At 65.9% G+C, this 22,672-nt stretch carries 19 protein-coding genes; 12 read left to right on the forward strand and 7 right to left on the reverse strand.

Annotation, left to right across the window (positions count from 1 at the left end):
- Nucleotides 1-23 precede the first annotated feature (23 nt).
- Nucleotides 24-644, forward strand: coding sequence for a TetR/AcrR family transcriptional regulator (locus JQ566_RS05855; RefSeq protein WP_212370913.1), 621 nt, complete (start codon nt 24-26; stop codon nt 642-644).
- A 138-nt stretch (nt 645-782) separates the two neighbouring features.
- Here JQ566_RS05855 and JQ566_RS05860 read toward each other — a convergent pair whose 3' ends face one another.
- The gene (locus JQ566_RS05860; protein ID WP_212370914.1) at nt 783-1,691 is read right to left on the reverse strand and encodes a LysR family transcriptional regulator; all 909 of its coding nucleotides are present in this window, start codon (nt 1,689-1,691) and stop codon (nt 783-785) included.
- 102 nt (nt 1,692-1,793) lie between these two features.
- Between JQ566_RS05860 and JQ566_RS05865 the strand changes: the two genes are divergently transcribed.
- The 8 genes from JQ566_RS05865 to JQ566_RS05900 all read left to right on the forward strand — a co-directional run bounded on the left by JQ566_RS05865 (nt 1,794) and on the right by JQ566_RS05900 (nt 11,113).
- A complete protein-coding gene (locus JQ566_RS05865; protein ID WP_212370915.1) occupies nt 1,794-3,290 on the forward strand; it encodes a CoA-acylating methylmalonate-semialdehyde dehydrogenase in 1,497 nt (498 codons plus the stop codon).
- Between the two features lie 122 nt (nt 3,291-3,412).
- Nucleotides 3,413-4,558, forward strand: a complete 1,146-nt coding sequence (locus JQ566_RS05870; protein ID WP_212370916.1) for an isobutyryl-CoA dehydrogenase — start codon at nt 3,413-3,415, stop codon at nt 4,556-4,558.
- Nucleotides 4,555-5,622, forward strand: coding sequence for an enoyl-CoA hydratase/isomerase family protein (locus tag JQ566_RS05875; RefSeq protein ID WP_212370917.1), 1,068 nt, complete (start codon nt 4,555-4,557; stop codon nt 5,620-5,622). Before JQ566_RS05870 ends, JQ566_RS05875 begins: the two co-directional genes overlap by 4 nt.
- A gap of 7 nt (nt 5,623-5,629) precedes the next feature.
- Entirely contained in the window at nt 5,630-6,538 is a 909-nt protein-coding gene (gene mmsB / locus JQ566_RS05880) for a 3-hydroxyisobutyrate dehydrogenase (RefSeq protein WP_349643307.1), read from the forward strand.
- A 125-nt stretch (nt 6,539-6,663) separates the two neighbouring features.
- A complete protein-coding gene (locus JQ566_RS05885; protein ID WP_212370919.1) occupies nt 6,664-8,382 on the forward strand; it encodes an AMP-binding protein in 1,719 nt (572 codons plus the stop codon).
- On the forward strand, nt 8,383-8,859 hold the full coding sequence (locus tag JQ566_RS05890) for a MaoC family dehydratase (protein ID WP_212370921.1): 477 nt from the start codon (nt 8,383-8,385) through the stop codon (nt 8,857-8,859).
- 119 nt (nt 8,860-8,978) lie between these two features.
- Entirely contained in the window at nt 8,979-9,896 is a 918-nt protein-coding gene (locus JQ566_RS05895; protein ID WP_212370923.1) for an SDR family NAD(P)-dependent oxidoreductase, read from the forward strand.
- Nucleotides 9,893-11,113: a BaiN/RdsA family NAD(P)/FAD-dependent oxidoreductase gene (locus JQ566_RS05900; RefSeq protein WP_212371508.1), complete on the forward strand. Its 1,221-nt coding sequence runs from the start codon at nt 9,893-9,895 to the stop codon at nt 11,111-11,113. The genes JQ566_RS05895 and JQ566_RS05900 overlap by 4 nt, the downstream gene beginning before the upstream one ends.
- A gap of 180 nt (nt 11,114-11,293) precedes the next feature.
- Here the strand turns inward: JQ566_RS05900 and JQ566_RS05905 are convergent, their stop codons facing one another.
- From JQ566_RS05905 to JQ566_RS05915, 3 genes are all read right to left on the reverse strand, one after another.
- Nucleotides 11,294-12,373, reverse strand: a complete 1,080-nt coding sequence (locus JQ566_RS05905; protein WP_212370925.1) for a D-TA family PLP-dependent enzyme — start codon at nt 12,371-12,373, stop codon at nt 11,294-11,296.
- A 64-nt stretch (nt 12,374-12,437) separates the two neighbouring features.
- Nucleotides 12,438-14,249, reverse strand: coding sequence for an ABC-F family ATP-binding cassette domain-containing protein (locus JQ566_RS05910; RefSeq protein WP_212370926.1), 1,812 nt, complete (start codon nt 14,247-14,249; stop codon nt 12,438-12,440).
- A gap of 1 nt (nt 14,250) precedes the next feature.
- Nucleotides 14,251-14,742: a YaiI/YqxD family protein gene (locus JQ566_RS05915; protein ID WP_212370927.1), complete on the reverse strand. Its 492-nt coding sequence runs from the start codon at nt 14,740-14,742 to the stop codon at nt 14,251-14,253.
- Nucleotides 14,743-14,850: 108 nt separating this feature from the next.
- Here JQ566_RS05915 and JQ566_RS05920 point away from each other — a divergent pair, with 108 nt between their 5' ends.
- Nucleotides 14,851-15,651 carry a hypothetical protein gene (locus JQ566_RS05920; RefSeq protein ID WP_212370928.1) on the forward strand — a complete coding sequence of 267 codons (801 nt, stop codon included), beginning with the start codon at nt 14,851-14,853 and terminating at the stop codon, nt 15,649-15,651.
- Between the two features lie 172 nt (nt 15,652-15,823).
- Here JQ566_RS05920 and JQ566_RS05925 read toward each other — a convergent pair whose 3' ends face one another.
- Entirely contained in the window at nt 15,824-18,196 is a 2,373-nt protein-coding gene (locus JQ566_RS05925) for a xanthine dehydrogenase family protein molybdopterin-binding subunit (RefSeq protein ID WP_212370929.1), read from the reverse strand.
- A gap of 209 nt (nt 18,197-18,405) precedes the next feature.
- Between JQ566_RS05925 and JQ566_RS05930 the strand changes: the two genes are divergently transcribed.
- Together JQ566_RS05930 and JQ566_RS05935 are read left to right on the forward strand one after the other, a co-directional pair.
- Nucleotides 18,406-19,491, forward strand: coding sequence for a Ppx/GppA phosphatase family protein (locus tag JQ566_RS05930; protein ID WP_212370930.1), 1,086 nt, complete (start codon nt 18,406-18,408; stop codon nt 19,489-19,491).
- Nucleotide 19,492: 1 nt separating this feature from the next.
- Nucleotides 19,493-20,179 (forward strand): RlmE family RNA methyltransferase, encoded by a 687-nt coding sequence (locus JQ566_RS05935; RefSeq protein ID WP_212370931.1) that lies wholly within the window; start codon nt 19,493-19,495, stop codon nt 20,177-20,179.
- A 112-nt stretch (nt 20,180-20,291) separates the two neighbouring features.
- Here the strand turns inward: JQ566_RS05935 and JQ566_RS05940 are convergent, their stop codons facing one another.
- Nucleotides 20,292-21,641 (reverse strand): aspartate aminotransferase family protein, encoded by a 1,350-nt coding sequence (locus tag JQ566_RS05940; RefSeq protein ID WP_212370933.1) that lies wholly within the window; start codon nt 21,639-21,641, stop codon nt 20,292-20,294.
- Nucleotides 21,638-22,672, reverse strand: a complete 1,035-nt coding sequence (locus JQ566_RS05945; protein WP_212370935.1) for a phosphotransferase enzyme family protein — start codon at nt 22,670-22,672, stop codon at nt 21,638-21,640. Before JQ566_RS05945 ends, JQ566_RS05940 begins: the two co-directional genes overlap by 4 nt.

Genomic DNA, 22,672 nt, shown 5'->3' on the forward strand with positions numbered 1-22,672 from the left:
CTTCGACATTCAATGAGATCCGCATGCGCTATTCCCGGGAACACAAGCAGGAAACCCACGACCGGATCGTCAAGAAGGCCTCCGTGCGACTGCGGGAAAAGGGCGCTCATGGCATCGGCGTCGCCGACCTCATGAAGGAGGCGGGCCTGACCCATGGCGGCTTCTACGCGCATTTCGATTCCCGCGAGGCGCTGGTGATCGAGGCCTTTGGCTATGCCATGGACCGCTCGATGGAGCACTGGCGCAGGATCACCGGTGAGGCTTCGCCCGAGAAGCGGCTGGCGCTGATCGCGGAGGCCTATCTCTCGACGCTGCACCGCGACAATCCGGGCCATGGCTGCTCGATTCCCGCCCTGGGCGCCGAGATCGCCCGCGAAAGCCCGAAGGCGCGCAAGGCCTTCGCCGGCAAGCTCGACGAGATGATCGAGACCCTGACCGACACCATCCCCAACCTGCCGCGCAAGACCGCCCGTAGGCAGGCGATCGCGACCCTCGCCACGATGGCCGGCACCATGCTGCTGGCGCGCATCGCCGGCTCGAGCGAGCTGTCCGACGAGGTGCTGAAGGCGGGCCGGGACAGCGTGCTCGATGGCGCGAAGCGTGAGCCGAAGGTGGCGGCCGCGAGGAAGGCGAAGCAGAATTAGGTCGGGCTGCTGTAGGGTGGGCAAAGGCGCGTCAGCGCCATGCCCACCATTTCTCAACGGTCGCGGTTGGTATGGTGGGCACGCGACGAGCCGCGCATTCGCGCGTCCCGTCGCTTTGCCCACCCTACGAGACCCACGCTACCGTCCCGCAAACAACGCCCGCTCGCGCTCCACGATCTCGCCGATGTAATCCGCCACGGCCCTGATCCGCGCAAGGTCCTTGCTGTCGGCGTGCATCAGCATCCAGAACGTCCGCGTGATCGAGATGTCGTCCGGCAGCACGGGCACGAGCTGCGGATAGTCGCTCGCCATGAAATGCGGCAGCACGGCGATGCCGAAGCCGGAGAGGGTGGCGTTGAGCTGGGCGATCAGATTGGCGCTGCGAAAGCGCGCGGAGATCCGCGGCGAGACCTGCGGCAGATAGTCGAGCTCCGGCGTGAACAAGAGCTCCTCGATGTAGCCGACGAAGCGGTGCTGCGTCAGGTCCTGCCGCGAGGTGATCTCAGGGAAGCGATCGAGATAGCCAGGTGCGGCATAGAGCCCAAGGCGGTAGTCGAGCAGCTTGCGGCCGACGATGCGGCCTTCCTTCGGCATGGTCAGGCTGATGGCGATATCGGCCTCGCGCTTGGAGAGGCTGAACAGCCGCGCGGTAGCCACAAGTTGCAGATCGAGATCGGGATAGCGGTCGGCGAACGGCGCCAGCCGTGGCGCCAGGAAGGCGGTGCCGAATCCGTCAGGCGCGCCGATCCGCACCGTCCCGGTCAGCCGCGCCACGGAGCCGCCGACCTGCTCCTGGTTGGCGACGATGGTGGATTCCATTGCTTCGGCGCTGTCGGCGACGCGCTGGCCGGCCTCGGTGAGCAGATAGCCGGTCTTGCGCCGGTCAAACAGCTTGGCAGAGAGGTGTTTTTCCAGCCGGTCGACGCGGCGGATCACCGTGGCATGGTCGACCCCGAGCTGTTTTGCCGCAGCCGACACCGAGCCGCCCCGCACGATGGCCAGCACGAAGCGAAAGTCGTCCCAGTCGATAGCGCCTTGATCCAGCATTTTCGCACATCTATGGTGCATTATCTCAGACTTGAATCCTATAAAATGCAGGTCAATAGGATTTGTCAAAGCGTTCAAGCTCGGCCTGAAGGAGATCATTCCATGCGTTCAATCGGACATTTCATCGGTGGCAAGGAGGTCAAGGGCACCTCGGGCCGCACCGCCGACGTCTTCGAGCCGATGACCGGTGACGTCCAGGCCAAGGTGGCGCTGGCGTCCAAGGCCGAGGTCCGCGCCGCCGTCGAGAACGCGCGCGCAGCACAGCCGGAATGGGCCGCGACCAATCCGCAGCGCCGCGCCCGCGTGATGATGAGATTCGTCGAGCTGGTGCAGCGCGACTACGACAAGCTCGCCGAGCTGCTCGCGCGCGAGCATGGCAAGACCGTGCCGGACGCCAAGGGCGACATCCAGCGCGGCCTCGAGGTCGCGGAATTCGCCTGCGGCATCCCGCATTTGATGAAGGGCGAGTACACCGAAGGCGCCGGTCCCGGCATCGACATCTATTCCATGCGCCAGCCGCTCGGCGTCGTTGCCGGCATCACGCCGTTCAACTTTCCGGCGATGATCCCGATGTGGAAGTTTGCCCCGGCGATCGCCTGCGGCAACGCCTTCATCCTCAAGCCGTCCGAGCGCGATCCCGGCGTGCCGATGCTGCTCGCTGAACTCATGATCGAGGCGGGCCTGCCGGCCGGCATCCTCAACGTCGTCAACGGCGACAAGGAAGCGGTCGACGCCATTCTCGACGATCCCGACATCAAGGCCATCGGCTTCGTCGGCTCGACCCCGATCGCGCAGTACATCTATGAGCGCGCTGCGCAGACCGGCAAGCGCTGCCAGTGTTTCGGCGGCGCCAAGAACCACGCCATCATCATGCCGGATGCCGACATGGACCAGGCCGTCGACGCGCTGATCGGCGCCGGCTACGGCTCGGCCGGCGAGCGCTGCATGGCCGTGTCGGTCGCGGTGCCCGTCGGCAAGTCCACCGCCGACCGCCTCATGGAAAAGCTGATCCCGCGCGTCGAGTCCTTGAAGATCGGCACCTCGATCGATCCGTCCGCCGATTATGGTCCGCTCGTCACGCGCGAGGCGGTCGAGAAGGTCAAGGGCTACATCGAAATCGGCATCAAGGAAGGCGCGACGCTCGCTGTCGACGGCCGCGGCTTCAAGATGCAGGGCTACGAGAAGGGCTTCTATCTCGGCGGTTCGCTGTTCGACAACGTCACCAAGGACATGCGGATCTACAAGGAAGAGATCTTCGGACCCGTGCTCTCGGTCGTGCGCGCGCACGACTACAAGGAAGCGCTGGCGCTGCCGTCGGAGCATGACTACGGCAACGGCGTTGCCATCTTCACCCGCGACGGCGATGCCGCGCGCGACTTCGCGGCCAAGGTCAATGTCGGCATGGTCGGCATCAACGTGCCGATCCCGGTGCCGATCGCCTATTACACCTTCGGCGGCTGGAAGAAGTCGGGTTTCGGCGATCTCAACCAGCACGGCCCGGATTCGGTCCGCTTCTACACCAAGACCAAGACGGTGACCTCGCGCTGGCCGTCCGGAGTCAAGGAAGGTGCGGAGTTCTCGATCCCGCTGATGAAGTAATCTCCTCAGCCGTCATTGCGAGGAGCCCTTGCGACGAAGCAATCCAGACTGTCTCTGCGGAGGGATGCTGGATTGCTTCGCTGCACTCGCAATGACGATGGAGTGAAAGGGTAGGCGGCAGCATGCAGTTCGCTCTGAACGAGGATCAGATCGCGGTTCGTGACATGGCGATGGCGTTTGCGGCGGAGAAGATCGCGCCGCATGCGCTGCGCTGGGACGAGGAGAAGCATTTCCCCGTCGACGTCATGCGCGAGGCCGCCACGCTCGGCATGGGCGGCATCTACATCCGCGACGATGTCGGCGGTTCCGCCATGACGCGGTTCGACGCGGCGCTGATTTTTGAAGCGCTGGCGACGGGCTGCCCGACCACCTCGGCCTTCATCTCCATCCACAACATGGCGAGCTGGATGATCGATGCCTTCGGCAGCGACACCCAGCGCCATCAGTGGCTGCCAAAGCTCTGCACCATGGAGCTGATCGCAAGCTACTGCCTGACCGAGCCCGGCGCCGGCTCGGACGCGGCAGCCTTGCGCACCCGCGCGGTGCGTGACGGCGACCATTACGTCCTCAACGGCCAGAAGCAGTTCATCTCCGGCGCCGGCGGCACCGACCTGCTGGTGGCGATGGTGCGAACCGGCGGCGATGGCCCCGGCGGCATCTCGACCCTCGTCATCGACGGCAAGACGCCGGGCGTCTCGTTCGGCGCCAACGAGCGCAAGATGGGCTGGAACGCGCAGCCGACCCGCGCGGTGATGTTCGAGAACGCCCGCGTACCGGTCGCCAACCGCCTGAGCGAGGAGGGCGTCGGCTTCAAGATCGCGATGGCGGGCCTCGACGGCGGCCGCCTCAACATCACGGCGTGTTCTCTTGGTGGTGCCCAAACTGCGCTCGACAAGGCGCGCGCCTACATGAAGGAGCGCAAAGCGTTTGGAAAGCGGCTCGACGAATTCCAGGCGCTGCAGTTCCGTCTCGCCGACATGGCGATCGAGCTGGAAGCCGCGCGCACCTTCCTGTGGCGTGCCGCGGCGGCGCTGGATCGCAAGGACCCCGACGCCACCATGCTGTGCGCAATGGCCAAGCGCTTCGGTACCGATGTCGGCTTCGAGGTCGCCAACCATGCGCTCCAGCTGCACGGCGGCTACGGCTACCTGAGCGAATATGGCATCGAGAAGATCGTGCGCGACCTGCGCGTGCACCAGATCCTCGAAGGCACCAATGAAATCATGCGGCTCATCGTGGCGCGCAAACTGATCGAGGGCGCGCGATGACGGCAGTGGAGGAGGGCGATCTGGTCGCCCGCGTCGAGGGCGCCGCCGGCATCATCAGGCTCAACCGCCCCAAGGCGATCAACGCCGTCACGCTGGAGATGTTTCGCGACATCGAGAAGGCGCTCGATCGTTTCGAGGCCGATGCCAACGTCGGCGTGATCCTGCTCGAAGGCGCCGGCGAGCGCGGCCTGTGCGCCGGCGGCGACATCCGCACGCTCTGGGAAAGCTCGAAGGTCAAGGGCGACCTCGGCAAGATCCTGTGGCGCGAGGAATACATCCTCAACGCCCGTATCAAGAAGTTTCCGAAGCCCTATGTCGCCTTCATGGACGGCATCGTGATGGGCGGCGGCGTCGGCTTGTCGGCTCATGCCAGCCACCGCGTCGTCACGGATCGCACGAAGCTGGCGATGCCGGAAGTCGGTCTCGGCTTCTTCCCCGATGTCGGCGGTACCTATCTGTTGTCGCATTCGCCGGGCGAAATCGGCACTTATTTCGGGCTGACCGGCCAGACCATGAACGGGCCGGACGCGATCCACGCGAAGTTTGCGGATTGGGTGGTGCCGGCTTCGAGGCTGCCGGAGCTGCGCGAGGCGCTGACGAAGGTGCGCCCGGGCGCGACCGCCGCCGAAATCGGAAAGCTCATCGACGGCTTTGCAACCGGCGAGACCGCGGGGCCGGTGGCGGCGAAGGAGCCGATCATCGACGCGCTGTTCGGCTTCGACCGCATGGAGGACATTTTTGCGGCGCTCAAGCGCGCCGGCTCGGAGTTCGCGCAGGCAACGCTGAAGACGCTCAACGAGAAATCGCCGCGCGGCATGGTCGTCACGCTAAAGCTGCTGCGCCTCGCGCGCACCGCGTCGAGCCTGGAAGAGTGTCTGGTGCGAGAATACCGCGCGGCGCTGGAGGTCTTCCGCAGCGACGATTTCCGCGAGGGTGTACGCGCCGCCGTGATCGACAAGGACCGTAATCCGACCTGGTCGCCGCCTGGAATCGAGGATGTGACGCCTGACATGCTTGCGCCGTATCTCGCCGAGATCGGCACTGATGAGCTGAAGTTCAATTAACAACGTCATTCAAGCGGAGGAAACGACAATGGCCACGATCGCATTCATCGGTCTCGGCAACATGGGCGGCCCGATGGCCGCCAACCTCGTCAAGGCCGGCCACAAGGTGGTTGCGTTCGATCTCGTCGAGGCCTCGCGCAATCAGGCCAAGGTTGACGGTGCCAGCATCGCCGATAGCGCCGCGGGCGCGGTGAAGGGCGCCGATGTCGTCGTGACCATGCTGCCGGCCGGCAAGCACGTGCTCGGCGTCTGGAACGAGGTCGTCCCTGTCATGACCAAGGGTGCGCTGATCATCGACAGCTCCACCATCGATGTCGAAAGCGCGCGGCAGGCGCATGCGCTGGCGGCCAAGCACGGCGTGCTCTCGGTCGATGCGCCGGTCTCCGGCGGTACCGGCGGCGCCAAGGGGGCGACGCTCACCTTCATGTGCGGCGGCGAAGAGAAGGCGTTCGCGGCGGCAAAGCCCGTGCTGGAGAACATGGGCAAGAAGATCGTGCATTGCGGCGGCGCCGGCGCAGGGCAGGCCGCCAAGATCTGCAACAACATGATCCTCGGCATTTCCATGATCGCAGTGAGCGAGGCCTTTGCGCTTGGCGAAAAGCTCGGGCTCTCGCACCAGGCGCTGTTCGACGTCGCCTCGACCTCCTCGGGCCAGTGCTGGTCGTTGACCACCTATTGCCCGGTTCCCGGCCCGGTGCCGACCTCGCCCGCCAACAACGACTACAAGCCGGGCTTCGCCTCCGCGCTGATGGTGAAGGACCTGACCCTGGCGCAGGACGCCGCCAAGGCCGCGGGCGCGGCGACGCCGCTCGGCAAGCATGCGCAGGAGATCTATCAGTCTTTCGACGCAGCCGGCCAGGGCGGGGTGGATTTTTCCGGAATTATCAAGCACGTTCGCAGCCTCGCTGGAAAATAGCGGGGCTTCGTAGCCCGGATGGAGCGAAGCGAAATCCGGGACAGCTGCTTCCATTGTGGTGCCCCCCGGATTGCGCTTCGCTCCATCCGGGCTACGCTCGAAGCTCATTTCGACGGGCCCGGATCATGACGACATTCCAGGACGCGCGCGCGTTCCTTCTGCAACACCGTACGGATTACGAGGCCGCGGTCAAAGGCTTCCGCTGGCCCGATCCGGCTCCGTTCAACTGGGCGCTCGACTGGTTCGACGCCGAGCTGGCGGCGAATGCGGACAGCAAGGACCGGCCCGCGCTCTGGATCGTCGATGCCGCGCAGGACAGGCAGACAAAGCTCTCCTTCGCGGCGCTGTCGAAGCGCTCCAACCAGGTCGCCAACTTCCTCCGCGCGCAGGGTTTGAGGCGCGGCGATCATCTCCTGCTGCTGCTCGGCAATGTAGTACCGCTGTGGGAGACGATGCTGGCGGCGATGAAGCTCGGCGTCGTCGTCATTCCCGCCACCACGCTGCTCACCGCCGACGAACTGCGTGACCGGCTCGATCGCGGCAAGGCGAGGGCGGTGATCGCGGCGCAGGATCAGGTCGCAAAGTTCGCGAGCCTCGGGGCCGAGAATGTCGTCCGCATCGTGGTCGGCGCGCCCTCCGATGGTTGGCTCACGTATGACGAGGCGGCAAAGGCTTCCGAAAGCTTCACGCCCGACGGTCCGACCAACGCCGACGATCCGATGCTGCTCTATTTCACTTCGGGCACCACGGCAAAACCAAAGCTCGTCCGGCACAGCCAGCGCAGCTATCCCGTCGGCCATCTCTCCACCATGTACTGGATCGGGCTGAAGCCCGGCGACATCCATCTCAACATCTCGTCGCCCGGCTGGGCCAAGCATGCCTGGAGCTGTTTCTTCGCGCCGTGGAATGCGGGCGCGACCGTGTTCGTGGTCAATCAGCCGCGCTTCGACGCCAAGGCGCTGCTCGCCACCATCGGCCGTTGCGGCGTTACCACGCTCTGCGCGCCGCCGACGGTGTGGCGGCTGTTCATCCAGGAGAACCTCGCCTCGTTCAAGGTGGCCTTGCGCGAGGTCTGCGGCGCCGGCGAGCCGCTCAATCCTGAGGTGATCGACCAGGTGCAGGCCGCCTGGGGCCTCACCATCCGCGACGGCTACGGCCAGACCGAAACCACCGCGCTGGCCGGCAACTCGCCGGGGCAGAAGATCAAGATCGGCTCGATGGGCCGGCCATTGCCGGGCTATCGCGTCCAGATCAGCGATGCTGACGGCCATCCGGCCAAGGAAGGCGAGGTGACGCTGGTGCTGGGCGCCGACCGCCCCGCCGGCCTGATGCAGGGCTATCAGGGCGACGACGGCAAGCTGTCCGGCGCCGAAGGCGTGCTCTATCGCAGCGGCGACGTCGTATTCGAGGACGGGGACGGCTATCTCACCTTCGTCGGCCGCTCCGACGACGTGTTCAAATCATCCGATTACCGCATCAGCCCGTTCGAGCTGGAGAGCGTGTTGCTCGAGCATGAGCTCGTCGCCGAGGCCGCGGTGGTGCCGAGCCCTGATCCCATCCGGCTCGCGATCCCCAAGGCCTTCGTGCTGCTGACCGCGGGTGCCGAGCGCACGCCGGAGACCGCGCTGTCGATCTTCAAGCACCTGCACACGCGCCTGGCGCCGTTCAAGCGCATCCGCCGCCTCGAAATCGTCACCGAGCTGCCGAAGACGATCTCTGGCAAAATCCGCCGCGTGCAGCTACGACGGCTCGAACGCGACGACGATCGCAACGATCCGCTGCGCGGCCGGGAATTCCGTGAGGAGGATTTTCCGGAGCTGCCGAAAACACGGAGTGAGACCTAAGTGAACCAAATCTGGAAGTCGCCGCCGATCACGTTGGAGGCCTATCAGGCCATGGTCGGTAAGGAGATCGGCGTGTCGTCCTGGCACCTGATCGACCAGCCCCGCATCGACACCTATGCCGACGTGACCGAGGATCACCAGTTCATCCATGTCGATCCCGAACGCGCCAAGGAAACCGCGTTCGGCACCACCATCGCGCACGGCTTCCTCACGATGTCGATGTTGTCGGTGATGTCCTATGAGGTGATGCCGGCGATTGCGGGCACCACGATGGGCGTCAATTACGGCTTCGACAAGCTGCGCTTCATCTCGCCCGTGCGATCGGGCAAGCGCGTCCGCGGCCGTTTCGTGCTGGCGGAAGCCAAGCTCCGCAAGCCGAATGAGCTGCAGTCTCGCACCAACGTCACGGTGGAGATCGAGGGCGAGGACAAGCCGGCGCTGGTCGCCGACTGGCTCGGGTTGATCTATTTCGCGTAGGCCCTAGGCGTCGTTGCCGGGCTTGACCCGGCAACCCATCGCTGCTCAAAAGCCTGTCGATTTGATGGATGGCCGGGTCAAGCCCGGCCATGACAAACTAGCATCTGGGAAACGTACTCATGGCAATCAGGTTCGACGGACGCGTCGCCATCGTCACCGGCGCGGGCAATGGTCTCGGACGCGCGCATGCGCTGGGGCTGGCGAGCCGCGGCGCGAAAGTCGTCGTCAATGATTTCGGCGGCGCGCGGGACGGCACCGGCGGTTCGCTGTCGCCGGCGGAAGCGGTGGTCGAGGAGATCCGCAAAGCCGGCGGCACTGCGATGGCCGACGGCGCCGACGTCTCCAACTTCGAGCAGGTCACTGCGATGGTCGAGCGCGCCACCAAGGAGTGGGGCAGCGTCGATCTCTTGTGCGCCAATGCCGGCATCCTGCGCGACAAGTCGTTCGGCAAGATGGAAGCGGCCGATTTCCAGAAGGTGCTCGACGTGCATCTCGTCGGCACCTTCTATTGCTGCAAGGCGGCCTGGGCCGGCATGCGCGACCGCAACTACGGCCGCATCGTGCTGACGACGTCGTCCTCGGGTCTCTACGGCAATTTCGGCCAGGCCAATTACGGCGCGGCGAAATCCGGCATGGTCGGCCTGATGAACGTGCTGGCCGAAGAAGGTCGCAAGAACGACATTCGCGTCAACATCATCTCGCCGACGGCGGCAACCCGCATGACCGAGGAGCTGTTGCCGCCGCAGGCGTTGCAGCTGATGAAGCCGAACGCGATCACCCCCGCGGTCGAGTACATGCTGAGCGAGGACGCGCCGACCCGCACCATCATGGGCGCCGGTGCCGGCTCCTTCGCCGTGATCAAGATTTTGGAGAGCGAGGGCATCAACCTGCCGGAGAGCGAGTGGACGCCCGATGCGGTCGCCGCGCATTTCGCCGAGATCAGCGACATGTCGAAGGCCAGGGCGCTGACGGGTGCGTTCGAGCAGACGCAGAAGTACGTGGCGCAGGCCGCGGCGCGGGCGGGAATCAAGCTCTGACCGACGTCGCCGTCATCGGTGCCGGTCCCGCCGGGCTGATGGCGGCGGAGGTGCTGGCGCAAGGCGGCGCCCGTGTCACCGTGTACGACGCCATGCCGTCTGCGGGGCGCAAATTCCTGATGGCCGGTCGCGGCGGGCTCAACCTCACTCACAGCGAGCCGCTGCCGGATTTCCTGACGCGGTATCGTGAGGCGATGCCGCATTTGCGCGCCGCGGTCGAGGCGTTTTCGCCCGATGCGCTACGCGACTGGAGTGCGGCACTTGGCCAATTGACGTTCGTCGGCAGCAGCGGGCGGGTGTTTCCAAAAACGTTCAAGGCCTCGCCATTGCTCCGCGCCTGGTTGCGGCGGCTGGATGCCGCCGGCGCACAATTCGCATTTCGGCATCGCTGGACCGGCTGGGACGGTGAGGGGCGGCTACAATTTCAGACACCCGATGGTGCGCGTGCCATCGCGGCCAAGGCAACGGTGCTCGCGCTCGGCGGCGCAAGCTGGCCACGCCTGGGCTCGGATGGGAGTTGGGTCGCTCTTCTCGCTGCAAAAGGCATTGCCGTCTCAAAACTCCGGCCGGCCAATTCCGGCTTTACGGTCGCATGGTCCGATGTCTTCCGCGACCGTTTCGAGGGCCAGCCGCTCAAGGGCGTGGCGCTGACGATCGGCGCGCACACGGTGCGCGGCGAAGCCATGATCACCCGCAGCGGCATTGAAGGCGGCGCGATCTATGCACTGTCGGCGGAGCTGCGCGAGGCGGTGCTGGATCTCGGGCAGGCGCGGCTGGGAATCGCATTGCGGCCCGACCTCGACGCCGCCGCGCTGACCAGGCGGCTGTCAGGCACGCGCGGCAAGCAGTCGCTGGCGAACTTCCTGCGCAAGGCCGCGCAATTGTCGCCGGTCGGCATCGGCCTGATGCAGGAGGCCGCCATCGCCTCCGGCCGGCCGCTGGCCGCGTTCTCGCCGGCAGAGCTTGCCCAGCTGATCAACGCCATTCCGGTTCACCTCACCGGCACAGCCCCGATCGATCGGGCGATCTCGACGGCGGGAGGAATCACGTTCGACGAGCTCGACGAGCACTTCATGCTGCGCAAATTGCGAGGTGTGTTCGCCGCCGGCGAGATGCTGGACTGGGAGGCGCCGACCGGCGGCTATCTCTTGCAGGCGTCGTTTGCGACGGGAGCAGCCGCGGGCAGGGGCGTGCTGGAGTGGCTGAAGCGTTCATAGAACGCCGCCGCCCTTCGAGGGCCGCTGAAGAAGCGGCCTCGAAGGATGCGCGGGCGCTCCGCCGCCTACCGCAGACATCGTAGGGTGGGCAAAGGCGCGAAGCGCCGTGCCCACCGTCCCTCCGCGCATGCCGAACTGATGGTGGGCACGCTTCGCTTTGCCCACCCTACGGCAGCGTGCCTACCGCAGCTTCCCCCGTGCCGCGACCGGCAGCGTGCCGATGATCTCCTCGCCGCGCACCATCACCACCTCGTCCATCATGTTGACGACGACGCAGACGTGGTTCGGCACGATGCGGACGACATCGCCGACATTCGGGCGCGTGTTGCTGCGGGACAGGTCGAGGAAGCCGTGCTCTTCTGCGAACTTCGCGATTTTGGCCTCGGGGTGCTCCAGGATCAGGCCGTGGCCGTCGAGCCCGCCGGTGTCCGTGGTCAGCGTCTTCGAGCCGGCATCGAGGATGCCGCGCTCGGGCGCGGCGCGGCTCACCACCGTCGAATAGATGTGCAGCGCGCAATCGTCCCAGGTGGCCGAGCCTGCGGCGACCTGCATGCGGTCGTTGTAGATGTAGGTGCCGAAGCGATGCTCGGTACCGCCCTTGAGCTTGCCGATATTGACGAGGTTCGGCGTGCCGCCGGTCGAGACGATCTTTGCATCGAGCCCATGCGCGCGCACGCCGGCCAGCGCCTCGTCGTAGAATTTCTGCGCATCGCCCCAGCCGGTCTCGGTCGGATACAGCATGAAGCCGGCGAACTCGAGTCCCTTGGACGCGGCGATCTCGCGCGCCAGCGCGATCGCCTCGGCCGGCGTCTCGACACCCGCGCGCTTTCGCCCCGTGTCGCATTCGACCACGACCGAGAGCGGGCGGCCTGACGCCGCAGCGGCCTTGGGCAGGCCCGCGACGACGGTCGAATTGTCGGCAGCCACCGTCATGTTCGCCTTCGCCTGCAGCGCGCCGAGGCGCGCCATCTTCTCCTCGCCAAGCAGATTATAGCTGATCAGGATGTCGTCGATGCCGGCATTGGCCATGATCTCGGCCTCGCCCAGCTTCTGGCAGGTGATGCCCTTGGCGCCGGCCGCGACCTGCATCTTGGCGATGGTCGGGTTCTTGTGCGTCTTGATGTGCGGCCGGTTGGCGATGCCGGCATCGTCGCAGGCCTTCTGGATCCGCGCGATGTTGCGCTCGACCCTGTCCATGTCGATGACGGCGCAGGGCGTGCCGTATTCGCGGGCGATTTTTGCGGCGAGGGGACTGGTCATGGGAGTCCTTGAGTTGGCGCGTATTCTGATCGCAAAACCGGTGCCCACTTTTGCGGAATACGCGCTAGGCCTGTTCTATTTCTTCGCGGAGCATTTCGAGTTCGAGCCAGCGCTCTTCGGCGGCGGAGAGTTCTTCATGTGCCTTGGCAATGGCGGCCGACGTGTCGTCGAATTTCTTGCGATCTTTCGCATAGAGATTGGGATCGTCGAGCACGCGCTGCAATTTTGCGATATCGGCGTGAAGCGTGTCCATCTTCTTCGGCAACGTTTCCAGCGCGTGCTTCTCGTTGAAGCTCAGCTTCCGTTTCGGTGCCGACGACGGAGCGGCGGCGCGCTCCTCTTTCTTCTCCGCCGGGGCTTGCGCCTTTACCGTCTCGCGCTTGAGATCCGCACCGCGCTGCGCCAGCATGTCGCTGTAGCCGCCGGCATATTCGATCCATTTGCCGTTGCCTTCGGGCGCGATCACGGAGGTGACGACGCGGTCGAGGAAGTCGCGGTCGTGGCTGATCAGGATGACGGTGCCCTCGTAGTCGCCGAGCATCTCCTCGAGCACGTCGAGCGTCTCGAGATCGAGATCGTTGGTCGGCTCGTCCAGCACCAGCAGGTTCGACGGCTTTGCCAGCGCGCGCGCCAGCATCAGCCGGCCGCGCTCGCCGCCGGACAGCACCTCCACCGGCGTGCCGCGCTGTTCCTGCGCGAACAGGAAGTCTTTCATGTAGCCGACGACGTGCTTCGGCTTGCCGCCGACCATGATCTGATCGCCGCGGCCGCCGGTCAGCGCTTCCGCCAGCGTCGATTTGGGATCGAGGCTTTCGCGGTGCTGGTCGAGCGTGGCCGTCTCCAGATTGGCCCCGAGCCGTATTGTGCCGGAATCAGGCTGCATGCCGCCGGTGAGCAGATTGACCAGTGTGGTCTTGCCGGCGCCGTTCGGCCCGATGATGCCGAGCCGGTCGCCGCGCTGGATGCGGGTCGAAAAGTTCTCGACGATCTTGCGCTCGCCATAGGCTTTCGTGATGTTCTTCGCCTCGATCACCAGCCTGCCGGACTGTTCCGCCTCGCTAGCTGCGAGATTGGCGCTGCCCGCGGTGCCGCGATAGTTGCGCCTCTGGGCGCGCAAGGCATGCAGATTGGCGAGCCGCTTGACGTTGCGCTTGCGGCGGCCGGATACGCCGTGGCGCAGCCAGTGCTCCTCGTCGACGATCTTGCGGTCGAGCTTGTGCTGGTCGCGCTCTTCTTCCGCGAGCACCTCGCCGCGCCATGTCTCGAACGAGGCGAAGCCGCGGTCGATCTGCTTGATCTTGCCGCGGTCGAGCCATGCCGTGGAGCGCGACAGATTGGTGAGGAAGCGGCGGTCGTGGCTGATCAAGACCAGCGCGCTACGGCGGCTGTCGAGCTCCTGTTCCAGCCACTCGATGGTGGAGAGGTCGAGATGGTTGGTCGGCTCGTCCAGCAGCAATATGTCGGGCGAGGGCGCCAGCACACAGGCGAGTGCGGCGCGGCGCGCTTCGCCGCCGGAGAGATCGTGCGGGTTCTCGTCGCCGCTGAGGCCAAGCTGCTCCAGCAGATAGCGCGCCTGGTGATGGTCGTCACCCGGCGCGAGCCCCGCCTCGACATAGGCGAGCGTGGTCTTGTGCTCGCCGAAGTCAGGCTCCTGCGGCAAATAGCGGACGGTCGCGCCGGGCTGCACGAAGCGCGTGCCGCCGTCGGGCTCGACGAGGCCGGCCGCGATCTTGAGCAGCGTCGACTTGCCGGAGCCATTGCGGCCGATCAGGCAGACGCGCTCGCCTGGCGCGACGTTGAGCTCGACGCCGCTTAGGAGCGGCGTGCCGCCAAAGGTCAGCCTGATGTCTTTCAGTTGGATCAGCGGCGGCGCCATGTCAGCTCTGACTGGTTACGGCCGCATCAGTGCGGCGGCGCTGGATCCGGCGCAGCGTCTGGTCGAGCGCCGAGAGGAAGGCGGAGCGGTCGCGCGGTGCGAACGAGCGCGGGCCGCCGGTGACTTCGCCGGCCGAGCGCAGATCCGTCATGAGGTTGCGCACCGCCAGCGTCATCCCGATCGACTCCTCGGTGAACGGCTTGCCGTTCGGCGCGATCACGTCCGCGCCGACCTTGACGCAGCGGCTGGCCAGCGGAATGTCCGAGGTCACGACGACGTCGCCGGGCCTGGCGCGCTCGGCGATCCAGTCGTCGGCGGCGTCCATGCCGGCGCCCGCGGCGATGCGCTCGATCAGCGGGTCCTGCGGCACGCGGATGAAATTGCCGGCAACCACGCTCACGGGCACACCGTGCCGGATGGCGACGCGATAGATCTCGTCCTTCACCGGACAGGCGTCGGCGTCGACATAGATGCGGGTGGGGGTGTCGGTCATTCCGCCGCGTGGTACCCCATTCGGGCCGCAAAGGCGAGGGGATTGACCGCTGTTCCCGGGGCCCTACGATCGCCCTCGAAACAACAAGAATATGGGGAAAGCCAAGCCATGCCGAACCGGCTCGAAACCTGGCGCGTCGAGGCCTACAACACCGCAAAACAGTCCGAAAACAAGATGCATGACGACAATGTGGCCCGCCGCTTCGGCTTTTCCGGCGGGCTGGTCCCCGGCGTCGATGTCTTCGCTTACATGATGCACGTGCCGATCGCGCGTTGGGGCCGCGATTTTCTGTCGCGCGGGCTGGTCGAGGCCCGCTTCATCAAGCCGGTTTATGACGGCGAGACCGCCGATGTCGATGCCACCGAGCACAACGGCCTGCTCACGATCGAGGTGTTCAGCCGCACCGAGCTTTGCGCCACGGGAACGGCGTTGCTGCCGGCGGAGGCACCGGTGGTATCGCTCAGTGATTATGTCGAAGTCTCCGCGGTCCCGGAGCGCAGGCCGGTCAGCCCCGCCACCTTCGAGACCGGCAAATGGCTCGGCACGGCGCCGCGCCGCTGGGCCGGGCAGGATGCGACCGACTATCTCGCCGACATCAGGGAGACCGACCCGATCTTCGCGCGCGAGGGCCTCGGCCATCCCGGCCTGATCCAGCGGGTGATGAACCGCGTCCTCGTCGACAACACGATTTTGGGGCCGTGGATCCACGTCGGCAGCCGTATGCAGCTGCTATCCGCCGCGCGCGCCGGCGACGAGATCACCGCGCGCGCAAAAGTCGCCGCGAACTACGAGAAGAAGGGCCACCGCTTCGTCGAGCTCGACGCGCTGGTCGTTGCCGACGGCACGACGCCGATTGCGCATTGCCAGCACACGGCGATCTACCAGCCGCGCGAGCAGGCGGCGGCGTAGCGGACACCTGGGAGAAGGCCACGCCCGTCACTCCAAAGACAGTGTCATTCCCCGCGAAGGCGGGGAATCCAGTACGCCGCGGCTTCTCGGTCAATCGCTGCCGCCTCGGAGTACTGGATCGCCCGGTCAAGCCGGGCGATGACAGTAGAGTTTGTGGCGACGACAGTGCCCCTTACGCCGCTTCCCCCTTCGCATCCTGGATCGCGCGCCACACGCGCTCCGGGGTCAGCGGCATGTCGATGTGCTTGATGCCGTAGTCGGAGAGCGCGTCGAGCACCGCGTTCACCACCGTCGACAGGCTGCCGGCGCAGCCGGCTTCGCCGCAGCCCTTGCTGCCGAGCGGGTTGGTGGTGGCGGGCACCGGATGATCGCCGATCGTCATGTTCGGGACGTCCTCCGCGCGCGGCAGCGCGTAGTCCATCAGCGAGCCCGTGATCGGCTGGCCGCTCTCGTCGTAGCGGATGTGCTCCATCAGCGCCTGGCCAATGCCCTGGACCACACCGCCATGGAGCTGGCCTGCGACCAGCATCGGGTTGATCACCGTGCCGAAATCGTTGACCGCGCTGTAGCGCACGATCTGCACCACGCCGGTCTCCGGATCGATCTCGACCTCGGCGACGTGGCAGCCGTTCGGGAACGCGGAGGCGACCGGATCGCTGGTGTGGTCGACATCGAGCGAGTCAGGCACGCCGTCCGGCACCTTGCCGTCATGCAGCTTCCTGGCGAGCTCCATGATGTCGATGCTGCGGTCGGTGCCGGCGATGGTGAAGCTGCCGTCGGCGAATTCGATGTCGGCCTCGGACGCTTCCAGCATGTGCGCGGCGGCGCGCTTGCCTTTCTCGATGACGAGCTTTGCGGCCCCCACAATGGCCTGGCCGCTCGCGGTGATCGAGCGCGAGCCGCCGGTGCCGTTGCCGGTGTGGACGATGTCGCTGTCGCCCTGCACGAGCTTTACGCTCTCGAAGGGGACGCCGAGCTGCTCGCACAGCACCTGCGCGAACGGGGTGGCGTGGCCCTGGCCGTAATCGAGCGTGCCGGTGATCAGCTGCACGGTGCCGTCGGGGTCGAACACGATCTTGCCGAGCTCGGGGCTCGGCGGCGCGGTGACCTCGAGGTAGGAGCCGACCGCAATGCCGCGCAGCTTGCCGGCCTTCCTGCTCTCCTTCTTGCGCTTGGCGAAATTCTCGTGGTCGGAGATTTCGAGCGCCTTGTTGAACACGGCCTGGAAGTCGCCGCTGTCATAGGTGACGCCGGAGGAGGCCGCGAACGGGATCTGGTTCGGCTTGATGAAGTTGCGCTTGCGCAGCGTCAGGCGGTCGATGCCCATCTCGTCGGCGGCGCGGTCGATCAGCCGCTCCATGTAGTAGTTCGCTTCCGGCCGGCCGGCGCCGCGATAGGCGCCCATCAGCGTGGTGTTGGTCAGCACCGTCTTGATGTCGACGCCCATCAGCGGCGTGCGGTAGACGCTGGAAAAATTCTTGCCGGTGTTGAGCGAGAGCGGACCCGGCGCGACGCCGGTGATGTAGGCGCCGAGATTGCCGTAACCCGAAAGCTTCGCTGCGAGGAAATGCCCCTCGGCATCGAGCGCCAGCTCGGCATGGATCTTCTGCGCGCGGCCATGGCTGTCGGAGAGAAAGCTGGTGGAGCGCTCGTCCAGCCACTTCACCGGCCGTCCTAGCGCCTTGGCCGCATACAAGATGCACATGTACTCGGGGTAGTTGATGTTCTTCATGCCGAAGGAGCCACCGACATTGGCGGTGAGGATGCGCACCTTCTCGTTCGGCACATTCAGGTTCTTGGCGAGGTTGGCGCGGTTGCCCGCAACGCCCTGTGTCGGCACCTGAAGCGTGTAGCGCTCGGTCTTCTTGTCGTAGGAGGCAAGCCCCACGCGCGGCTCCATCGAGACCACGGCGACGCGGGTGTTCTCGATGTCGATCCTGGTGACGTGGGTGGCGCTGGCAAAGGCCGCGTTGACCTTGTCCATGTCGCCATAGTGGTAGTCGAGCGCGACGTTATCAGGGATGTGGTCGTAAAGCTGCGGCGCGCCGGGCTTGGCGGCTTCCTCAGGATCGGTCACCGCCGGCAGCGGCTCGATGTCGAGCTCGACCGCTTCGGCCGCGTCGCGCGCCTGCGCCAGCGTCTCCGCCACCACGAAGGCGACGGGATCGCCGACGAAGCGGACCTTGTCGGTCGCGAGCGGCTGGCGGTTGGTCTGGAGCAGGGGCGAGCCGTCACGGCTCTTCAGCGGCAGGCCGCAGGTGAAGGGGCCGTAACCGGCGGCATCGAGATCCTTCCCGGTCCACCCCCCCAGCACGCCCGGCATCGCCTTGGCGGCATCAAGGCCGATGCCGCGGATGATTCCATGGGCATGGGTCGAGCGGACGACCACGGCATAGGCCTGGCCGGGCAGGTTGAAATCATCGGTGTAGCGGCCCTTGCCGCGCACCAGGGTGTCGTCCTCCTTGCGGCGGACCGGTTGCCCGACGCCATATTTTTGCAGTGCAATAGCGTTCTCGAGCGTGGACGATTTGGTGTGTTCTTGCATGGAATTGACCTGAAAAGCCGGCATTTGCGCATTTTCGCGGCAGCGGAGCACCGGACTCCCTCAGATAACCCACCACCCCCGTTCACGACAACGCACGATTGGACATGGTCCCATGTGATGCGTTGTTGCGCAGGCCTGCCGCGCTGCTAATGTTTCAGGCGAAAAAGCAATTCCAGACCGGCCCGACCGGCCGCGGAAAGACAGTTTGTATGAATGACCACACGCGGCTCCGCGAAGGCCATGTAAGCCAGCATGGGCCGCACGGTGAGCTGGAGGGGTCGATGGCGGCGGTGGCGTTGGCCACCGATCCGGCCGTCGGCGCGCAAGCGCCGGGAACCGGCGTCTATGCAGCGCTGGACCTCGGCACCAACAATTGCAGGCTGCTGATCGCCTGTCCGACCCACGACGGCTTTCGCGTGGTCGATTCCTTCTCGCGCATCATCCGCCTCGGCGAGGGGGTTTCGGCTACCGGCTCGATCAGCGAGGCCGCGATCGAGCGCGCCATCGCGGCGCTCAGCATTTGCCGCGACAAGATCAACTTACGGAAAGCGCGGCGGCTGCGGCTGATCGCGACCGAAGCCTGCCGCGCGGCCTCGAACGCGGAAGGGTTCCGCAGCCGCGTCGCGGCCGAGACCGGCATCGAGCTCGAGGTGATCGACCGCGAGACCGAGGCCTCGCTCGCCGTGCTCGGCTGCTCGCCGCTGGTCGACCCCAGGGGGCGCGGCGCCATCCTGTTCGACATCGGCGGCGGCTCGACCGAGCTGGTGCGGATCGAGCGCGACCCGGAAAACCCGGAGCCGCGCATCAAGGCCTGGATGTCGATCCCCTATGGTGTGGTCACGCTCGCCGAGCAGTTCGGCGGCCGCGACGTGACGGCTGAGATCTATGCCGCGATGGAGCAGGAGGTCGCGAGCCACGTCGCGCCGTTCGCGGAGGAGCACGGCCGCGATCTCACGGACATGCATCTGCTCGGCACATCGGGCACGGTGACGACGCTCGCCGGCATCCATCTCAACCTCGCGCGCTACGACCGCCGCCGCATCGACAGCATCTGGATGCACGATGCCGACATCACCGCGACCGTCAACAAGCTGCTCGGCATGAGTTACGAGGAGCGGGCGAACAACAGCTGCATCAGCGTCGAACGTGCCGACCTCGTGCTGGCGGGCTGCGCCATCCTCGATGCGATCCGCCGCGCCTTTCCGCTGCCGCGCCTGCGCGTCGCCGACCGGGGCCTGCGCGAAGGCATGCTGGTCGAGATGATGCGCGAGGACGGCGCGCTCAGGAGCTGGTGAGATGGCCAAGGACACCACCGGCCGCTTGCACGTCCAGGTCAAGACCGGCGGCAAGCGCAAATTGTCGTCGAAGTTGTGGCTGGAGCGGCAGCTCAACGATCCCTATGTCGCCAAGGCCAAGGCCGCGGGCTATCGTTCGCGCGCCGCGTTCAAGCTGCTGGAGATGGACGACAAGTTTCGCTTCCTGAAGCCGGGCATGGCCGTGGTCGATCTCGGCGCGGCGCCCGGCGGCTGGAGCCAGATCGCCGCCAAGCGCGTCGGCTCGACCGAAGGCAAGGGCAAGGTCGTCGCGATCGACCTTCTGGAAATGCCCGAGATTCCCGGCGTCGATTTCGCGCAGCTCGATTTCATGGACAACGACGCGCCCGGGAAGCTCACCGCGATGCTCGGCGGCGGCGCCGACGTCGTGATGTCCGATATGGCCGCCAACACGACAGGCCATCGCAAGACCGACCAGCTCCGCATCGTCGGCCTGGTCGAGACCGCCGCGGCGTTTGCCTGCGACGTGCTCAAGCCCGGCGGCACGTTCCTGGCAAAAACGTTCCAGAGCGGTGCCGACGCCGATCTGCTCGCCCAGCTCAAGCGCGACTTTGCAACGGTGCGCCACGTGAAGCCGGCGGCGAGCCGGCAGGATTCCTCCGAGCGCTACGTGCTGGCGACGGGGTTTCGCGGCGAGGCGAAGGCGTAGCTGCAAATTCCGTCATTGCGGGAGGTCTCGACGAGGCGAGCCCGGAATCCATTTCTCCACGCGTTCCGGCGGCGCGATGCTTTGCGTCGCCCCGGAATGACAGAGGTGGAAACTACCGCGGTCGCTGATCGCGTGTATCCCGGATACTCTCGCGAGCGCCCTTGACGCCAAGCAATTCGTCGATTGCGTCGACAAGCCTGTCCGCATGTTCGGTAGTGACGCAGAGCGGCGGACGGATCTTCAGCACATTGCCAAATTGCCCGGCGGCGCCGACGAGAATACCGCGGTCGCGTAGACCATTGATCAGCGTTTTTGCGAGCTCTCCGTCGCCGAACTCGACGCCAAGATAGAGACCGGCGCCACGCACTGCGATGATCGGCGCGTGTGCCTGGAGATGCTTTAGACGCGACATCAGATGTTTGCCCACGCGGGCCGCGTTGGCGATCAGCTCGTCCTGTTCGATCGCCTCCAGTACCGCCATCGCCGCAGCGGTTGCGAGCGGGCTGGCGGCGAAGGTGTTGAAATAGCCGAAATCGGCGCAGAACGCAGTCAGGATGTCAGGTCGTGTCACGACGCCGGCGATCGGATAGCCGTTACCCATCGGCTTGCCCATGGTGACGATGTCGGGCACCACGCCGTGGCGCCCAAAACCCCAGAGGCCTTCGCCGGTGCGGCCGAAGCCGGGCTGCACCTCATCGGCAATGAACAGACCGCCCGCAGCGCGAACGACATCAACCGCGGGCTTGAGGAAACCCGGCGGATCGGAGAAGACGCCGTCGGACGAGAAGATGGTATCGACCAGCAGGCCCGCGAACCGGATGCCATCCGCTTCCATCGCCGCGATCGCTGCGCCGACGGCGTCGGCAAAACCTTGCGCGACGTCGTCGCCGAAGAGGGCGGGATCCGGTGCCGGCACCATGCGCACATGCGGCGGCGGCGCGCCTTGCTTGTAGGAGGAGGGCGATACTTCGGTCACCGCAGCGGTGTTGCCGTGGTAAGCGGCGCGGGTCACGACAAAGCCATGGCCGCCGCTTGCTTTCCTGGCGAGCCGCAGTGCCAAATCGTTGCTCTCGCTACCGGTACAGGTGAGCACGAGATTGCTCAGCCCCGCCGGGAATGTAGCGAGCAGTTTTTCGGCATAGTCCTGCGCGATGTCGAACAGGTAGCGCGAGTGCGTGTTGAATTCGCCGATTTGGCGCCGCACCGCCTCGACGACTTTCGGATGACAATGCCCGACGGTCGGAACGTTGTTGTAGAAATCGAGATAGGTGCGCCCGTCGGAGGCGTAGAGATAGGAGCCCTCCGCGCGCACGATCTTGAGCGGGTGGTCGTAGAACAGGACCGATCCAGCGCCAAAATCGCGTCGGCGTCGCGCCACGAGCGCGGCAATGTCGGCTGTCAGCCCTGCGTCGTCGTTGGAGAAGGCGTTGAGCGAGAGTATCGGCTGTTCCTTGTCTCTCATGAACGGGCCTCCGCTCGGAAGGTAGAGCCGGGCTCCGCATCGCATGTCTCGAGAAACGCGCGTGCGAGCGCGACTGTCCCATGAGTATAGGCCTCGCCCATCTGCTGTGCCGTTGGCGTCTCCGCATGCGAGGCGATCCAGGCCGTGAGCAACATGCGGCGCAGCATGACGAAGACAGGCAGGATGGCGCATTCATCGTCCGGGAGCGGCGCGACGGTCCGGTAGCCCTCGACCCAGGCGGCCTGCAACGTCGGAACATAGGACTCGTGCTCGATGAAGCTGATGGCGGCAGCGAAATCGTAGAGGTACCAGCCGAAGCCGCAATCGTCGAAATCGATGACCGAAAGTATCCCGTCGTCGACCAGCAGGTTGGCGACGCGCATGTCTGCATGGATCAGGCCGAAGCGGTCCTTGTCGGTGCCGTAGGCGGCGAGCAGGTCGTGCAGGCGCAACGCGGCGCGTTCCAGCACCGCGCGCCCGGCCTCGTCGAGGCCGGGAGCAGCGCGCCAATCGCCCCACAGTTTCGCCTCGCCTAGCATGGCATCATAATCCCACACCTTGCGCACAAAACCGTCCGGCCTCTGCCAGCGTTTTGCATGACGATGCAGGCGCGCATTGATGGTGCCGAGTTCGCGGAACCAGCGTGTCAGGTCCTCGCCCTCGGCCGGTTCCTTGCCGCTCACGAGCTCGAAGGCGACAGCATGGCGAAGGATGCCGTCATCGTCGATGTCGGCGATAAGATCGCCGTCGCGCTGGGCTATGGCGGCAGGCGTCGGCACAACATGGTCACGCCTGAGTGCGGCGAGCCAGGCAAGCTCGGATTCGATTTCGGCGCGGGTGTGGTAGCCGGGCCGATGCACGCGGAACACGAGGTCGCGACCCGTCGTGGGCTCGTGCGCCCGGAACGTCGCATTCTCGGAAATCGTGAGCAGCCTGAGTTCGGTGTCATCCGACAGGCCCCAGCGCGGCAGCGCCGTCCGCAGTCCTTGCGCGAGTCTCGCCAGGAATGCATCGTCATACACAGGGGACAT

Source organism: Bradyrhizobium sp. SZCCT0231 (assembly GCF_018130245.1).
Lineage (GTDB): Bacteria > Pseudomonadota > Alphaproteobacteria > Rhizobiales > Xanthobacteraceae > Bradyrhizobium > Bradyrhizobium japonicum_F.

Excerpts from the sequence above, each read along its gene's own strand:
- JQ566_RS05940 (WP_212370933.1), bottom strand. The coding sequence starts at position 21,641 with ATGAGAGACAAGGAACAGCCGATACTCTCGCTCAACGCCTTCTCCAAC.
- JQ566_RS05865 (WP_212370915.1), top strand. The coding sequence starts at position 1,794 with ATGCGTTCAATCGGACATTTCATCGGTGGCAAGGAGGTCAAGGGCACC.
- JQ566_RS05920 (WP_212370928.1), top strand. The coding sequence starts at position 14,851 with ATGCCGAACCGGCTCGAAACCTGGCGCGTCGAGGCCTACAACACCGCA.
- JQ566_RS05895 (WP_212370923.1), top strand. The coding sequence starts at position 8,979 with ATGGCAATCAGGTTCGACGGACGCGTCGCCATCGTCACCGGCGCGGGC.
- JQ566_RS05930 (WP_212370930.1), top strand. The coding sequence starts at position 18,406 with ATGAATGACCACACGCGGCTCCGCGAAGGCCATGTAAGCCAGCATGGG.
- JQ566_RS05905 (WP_212370925.1), bottom strand. The coding sequence starts at position 12,373 with ATGACCAGTCCCCTCGCCGCAAAAATCGCCCGCGAATACGGCACGCCC.
- JQ566_RS05935 (WP_212370931.1), top strand. The coding sequence starts at position 19,493 with ATGGCCAAGGACACCACCGGCCGCTTGCACGTCCAGGTCAAGACCGGC.
- JQ566_RS05855 (WP_212370913.1), top strand. The coding sequence starts at position 24 with ATGCGCTATTCCCGGGAACACAAGCAGGAAACCCACGACCGGATCGTC.
- JQ566_RS05915 (WP_212370927.1), bottom strand. The coding sequence starts at position 14,742 with ATGACCGACACCCCCACCCGCATCTATGTCGACGCCGACGCCTGTCCG.
- JQ566_RS05860 (WP_212370914.1), bottom strand. The coding sequence starts at position 1,691 with ATGCTGGATCAAGGCGCTATCGACTGGGACGACTTTCGCTTCGTGCTG.
- JQ566_RS05885 (WP_212370919.1), top strand. The coding sequence starts at position 6,664 with ATGACGACATTCCAGGACGCGCGCGCGTTCCTTCTGCAACACCGTACG.
- JQ566_RS05870 (WP_212370916.1), top strand. The coding sequence starts at position 3,413 with ATGCAGTTCGCTCTGAACGAGGATCAGATCGCGGTTCGTGACATGGCG.
- JQ566_RS05925 (WP_212370929.1), bottom strand. The coding sequence starts at position 18,196 with ATGCAAGAACACACCAAATCGTCCACGCTCGAGAACGCTATTGCACTG.
- JQ566_RS05875 (WP_212370917.1), top strand. The coding sequence starts at position 4,555 with ATGACGGCAGTGGAGGAGGGCGATCTGGTCGCCCGCGTCGAGGGCGCC.
- JQ566_RS05910 (WP_212370926.1), bottom strand. The coding sequence starts at position 14,249 with ATGGCGCCGCCGCTGATCCAACTGAAAGACATCAGGCTGACCTTTGGC.
- JQ566_RS05945 (WP_212370935.1), bottom strand. The coding sequence starts at position 22,672 with ATGTCCCCTGTGTATGACGATGCATTCCTGGCGAGACTCGCGCAAGGA.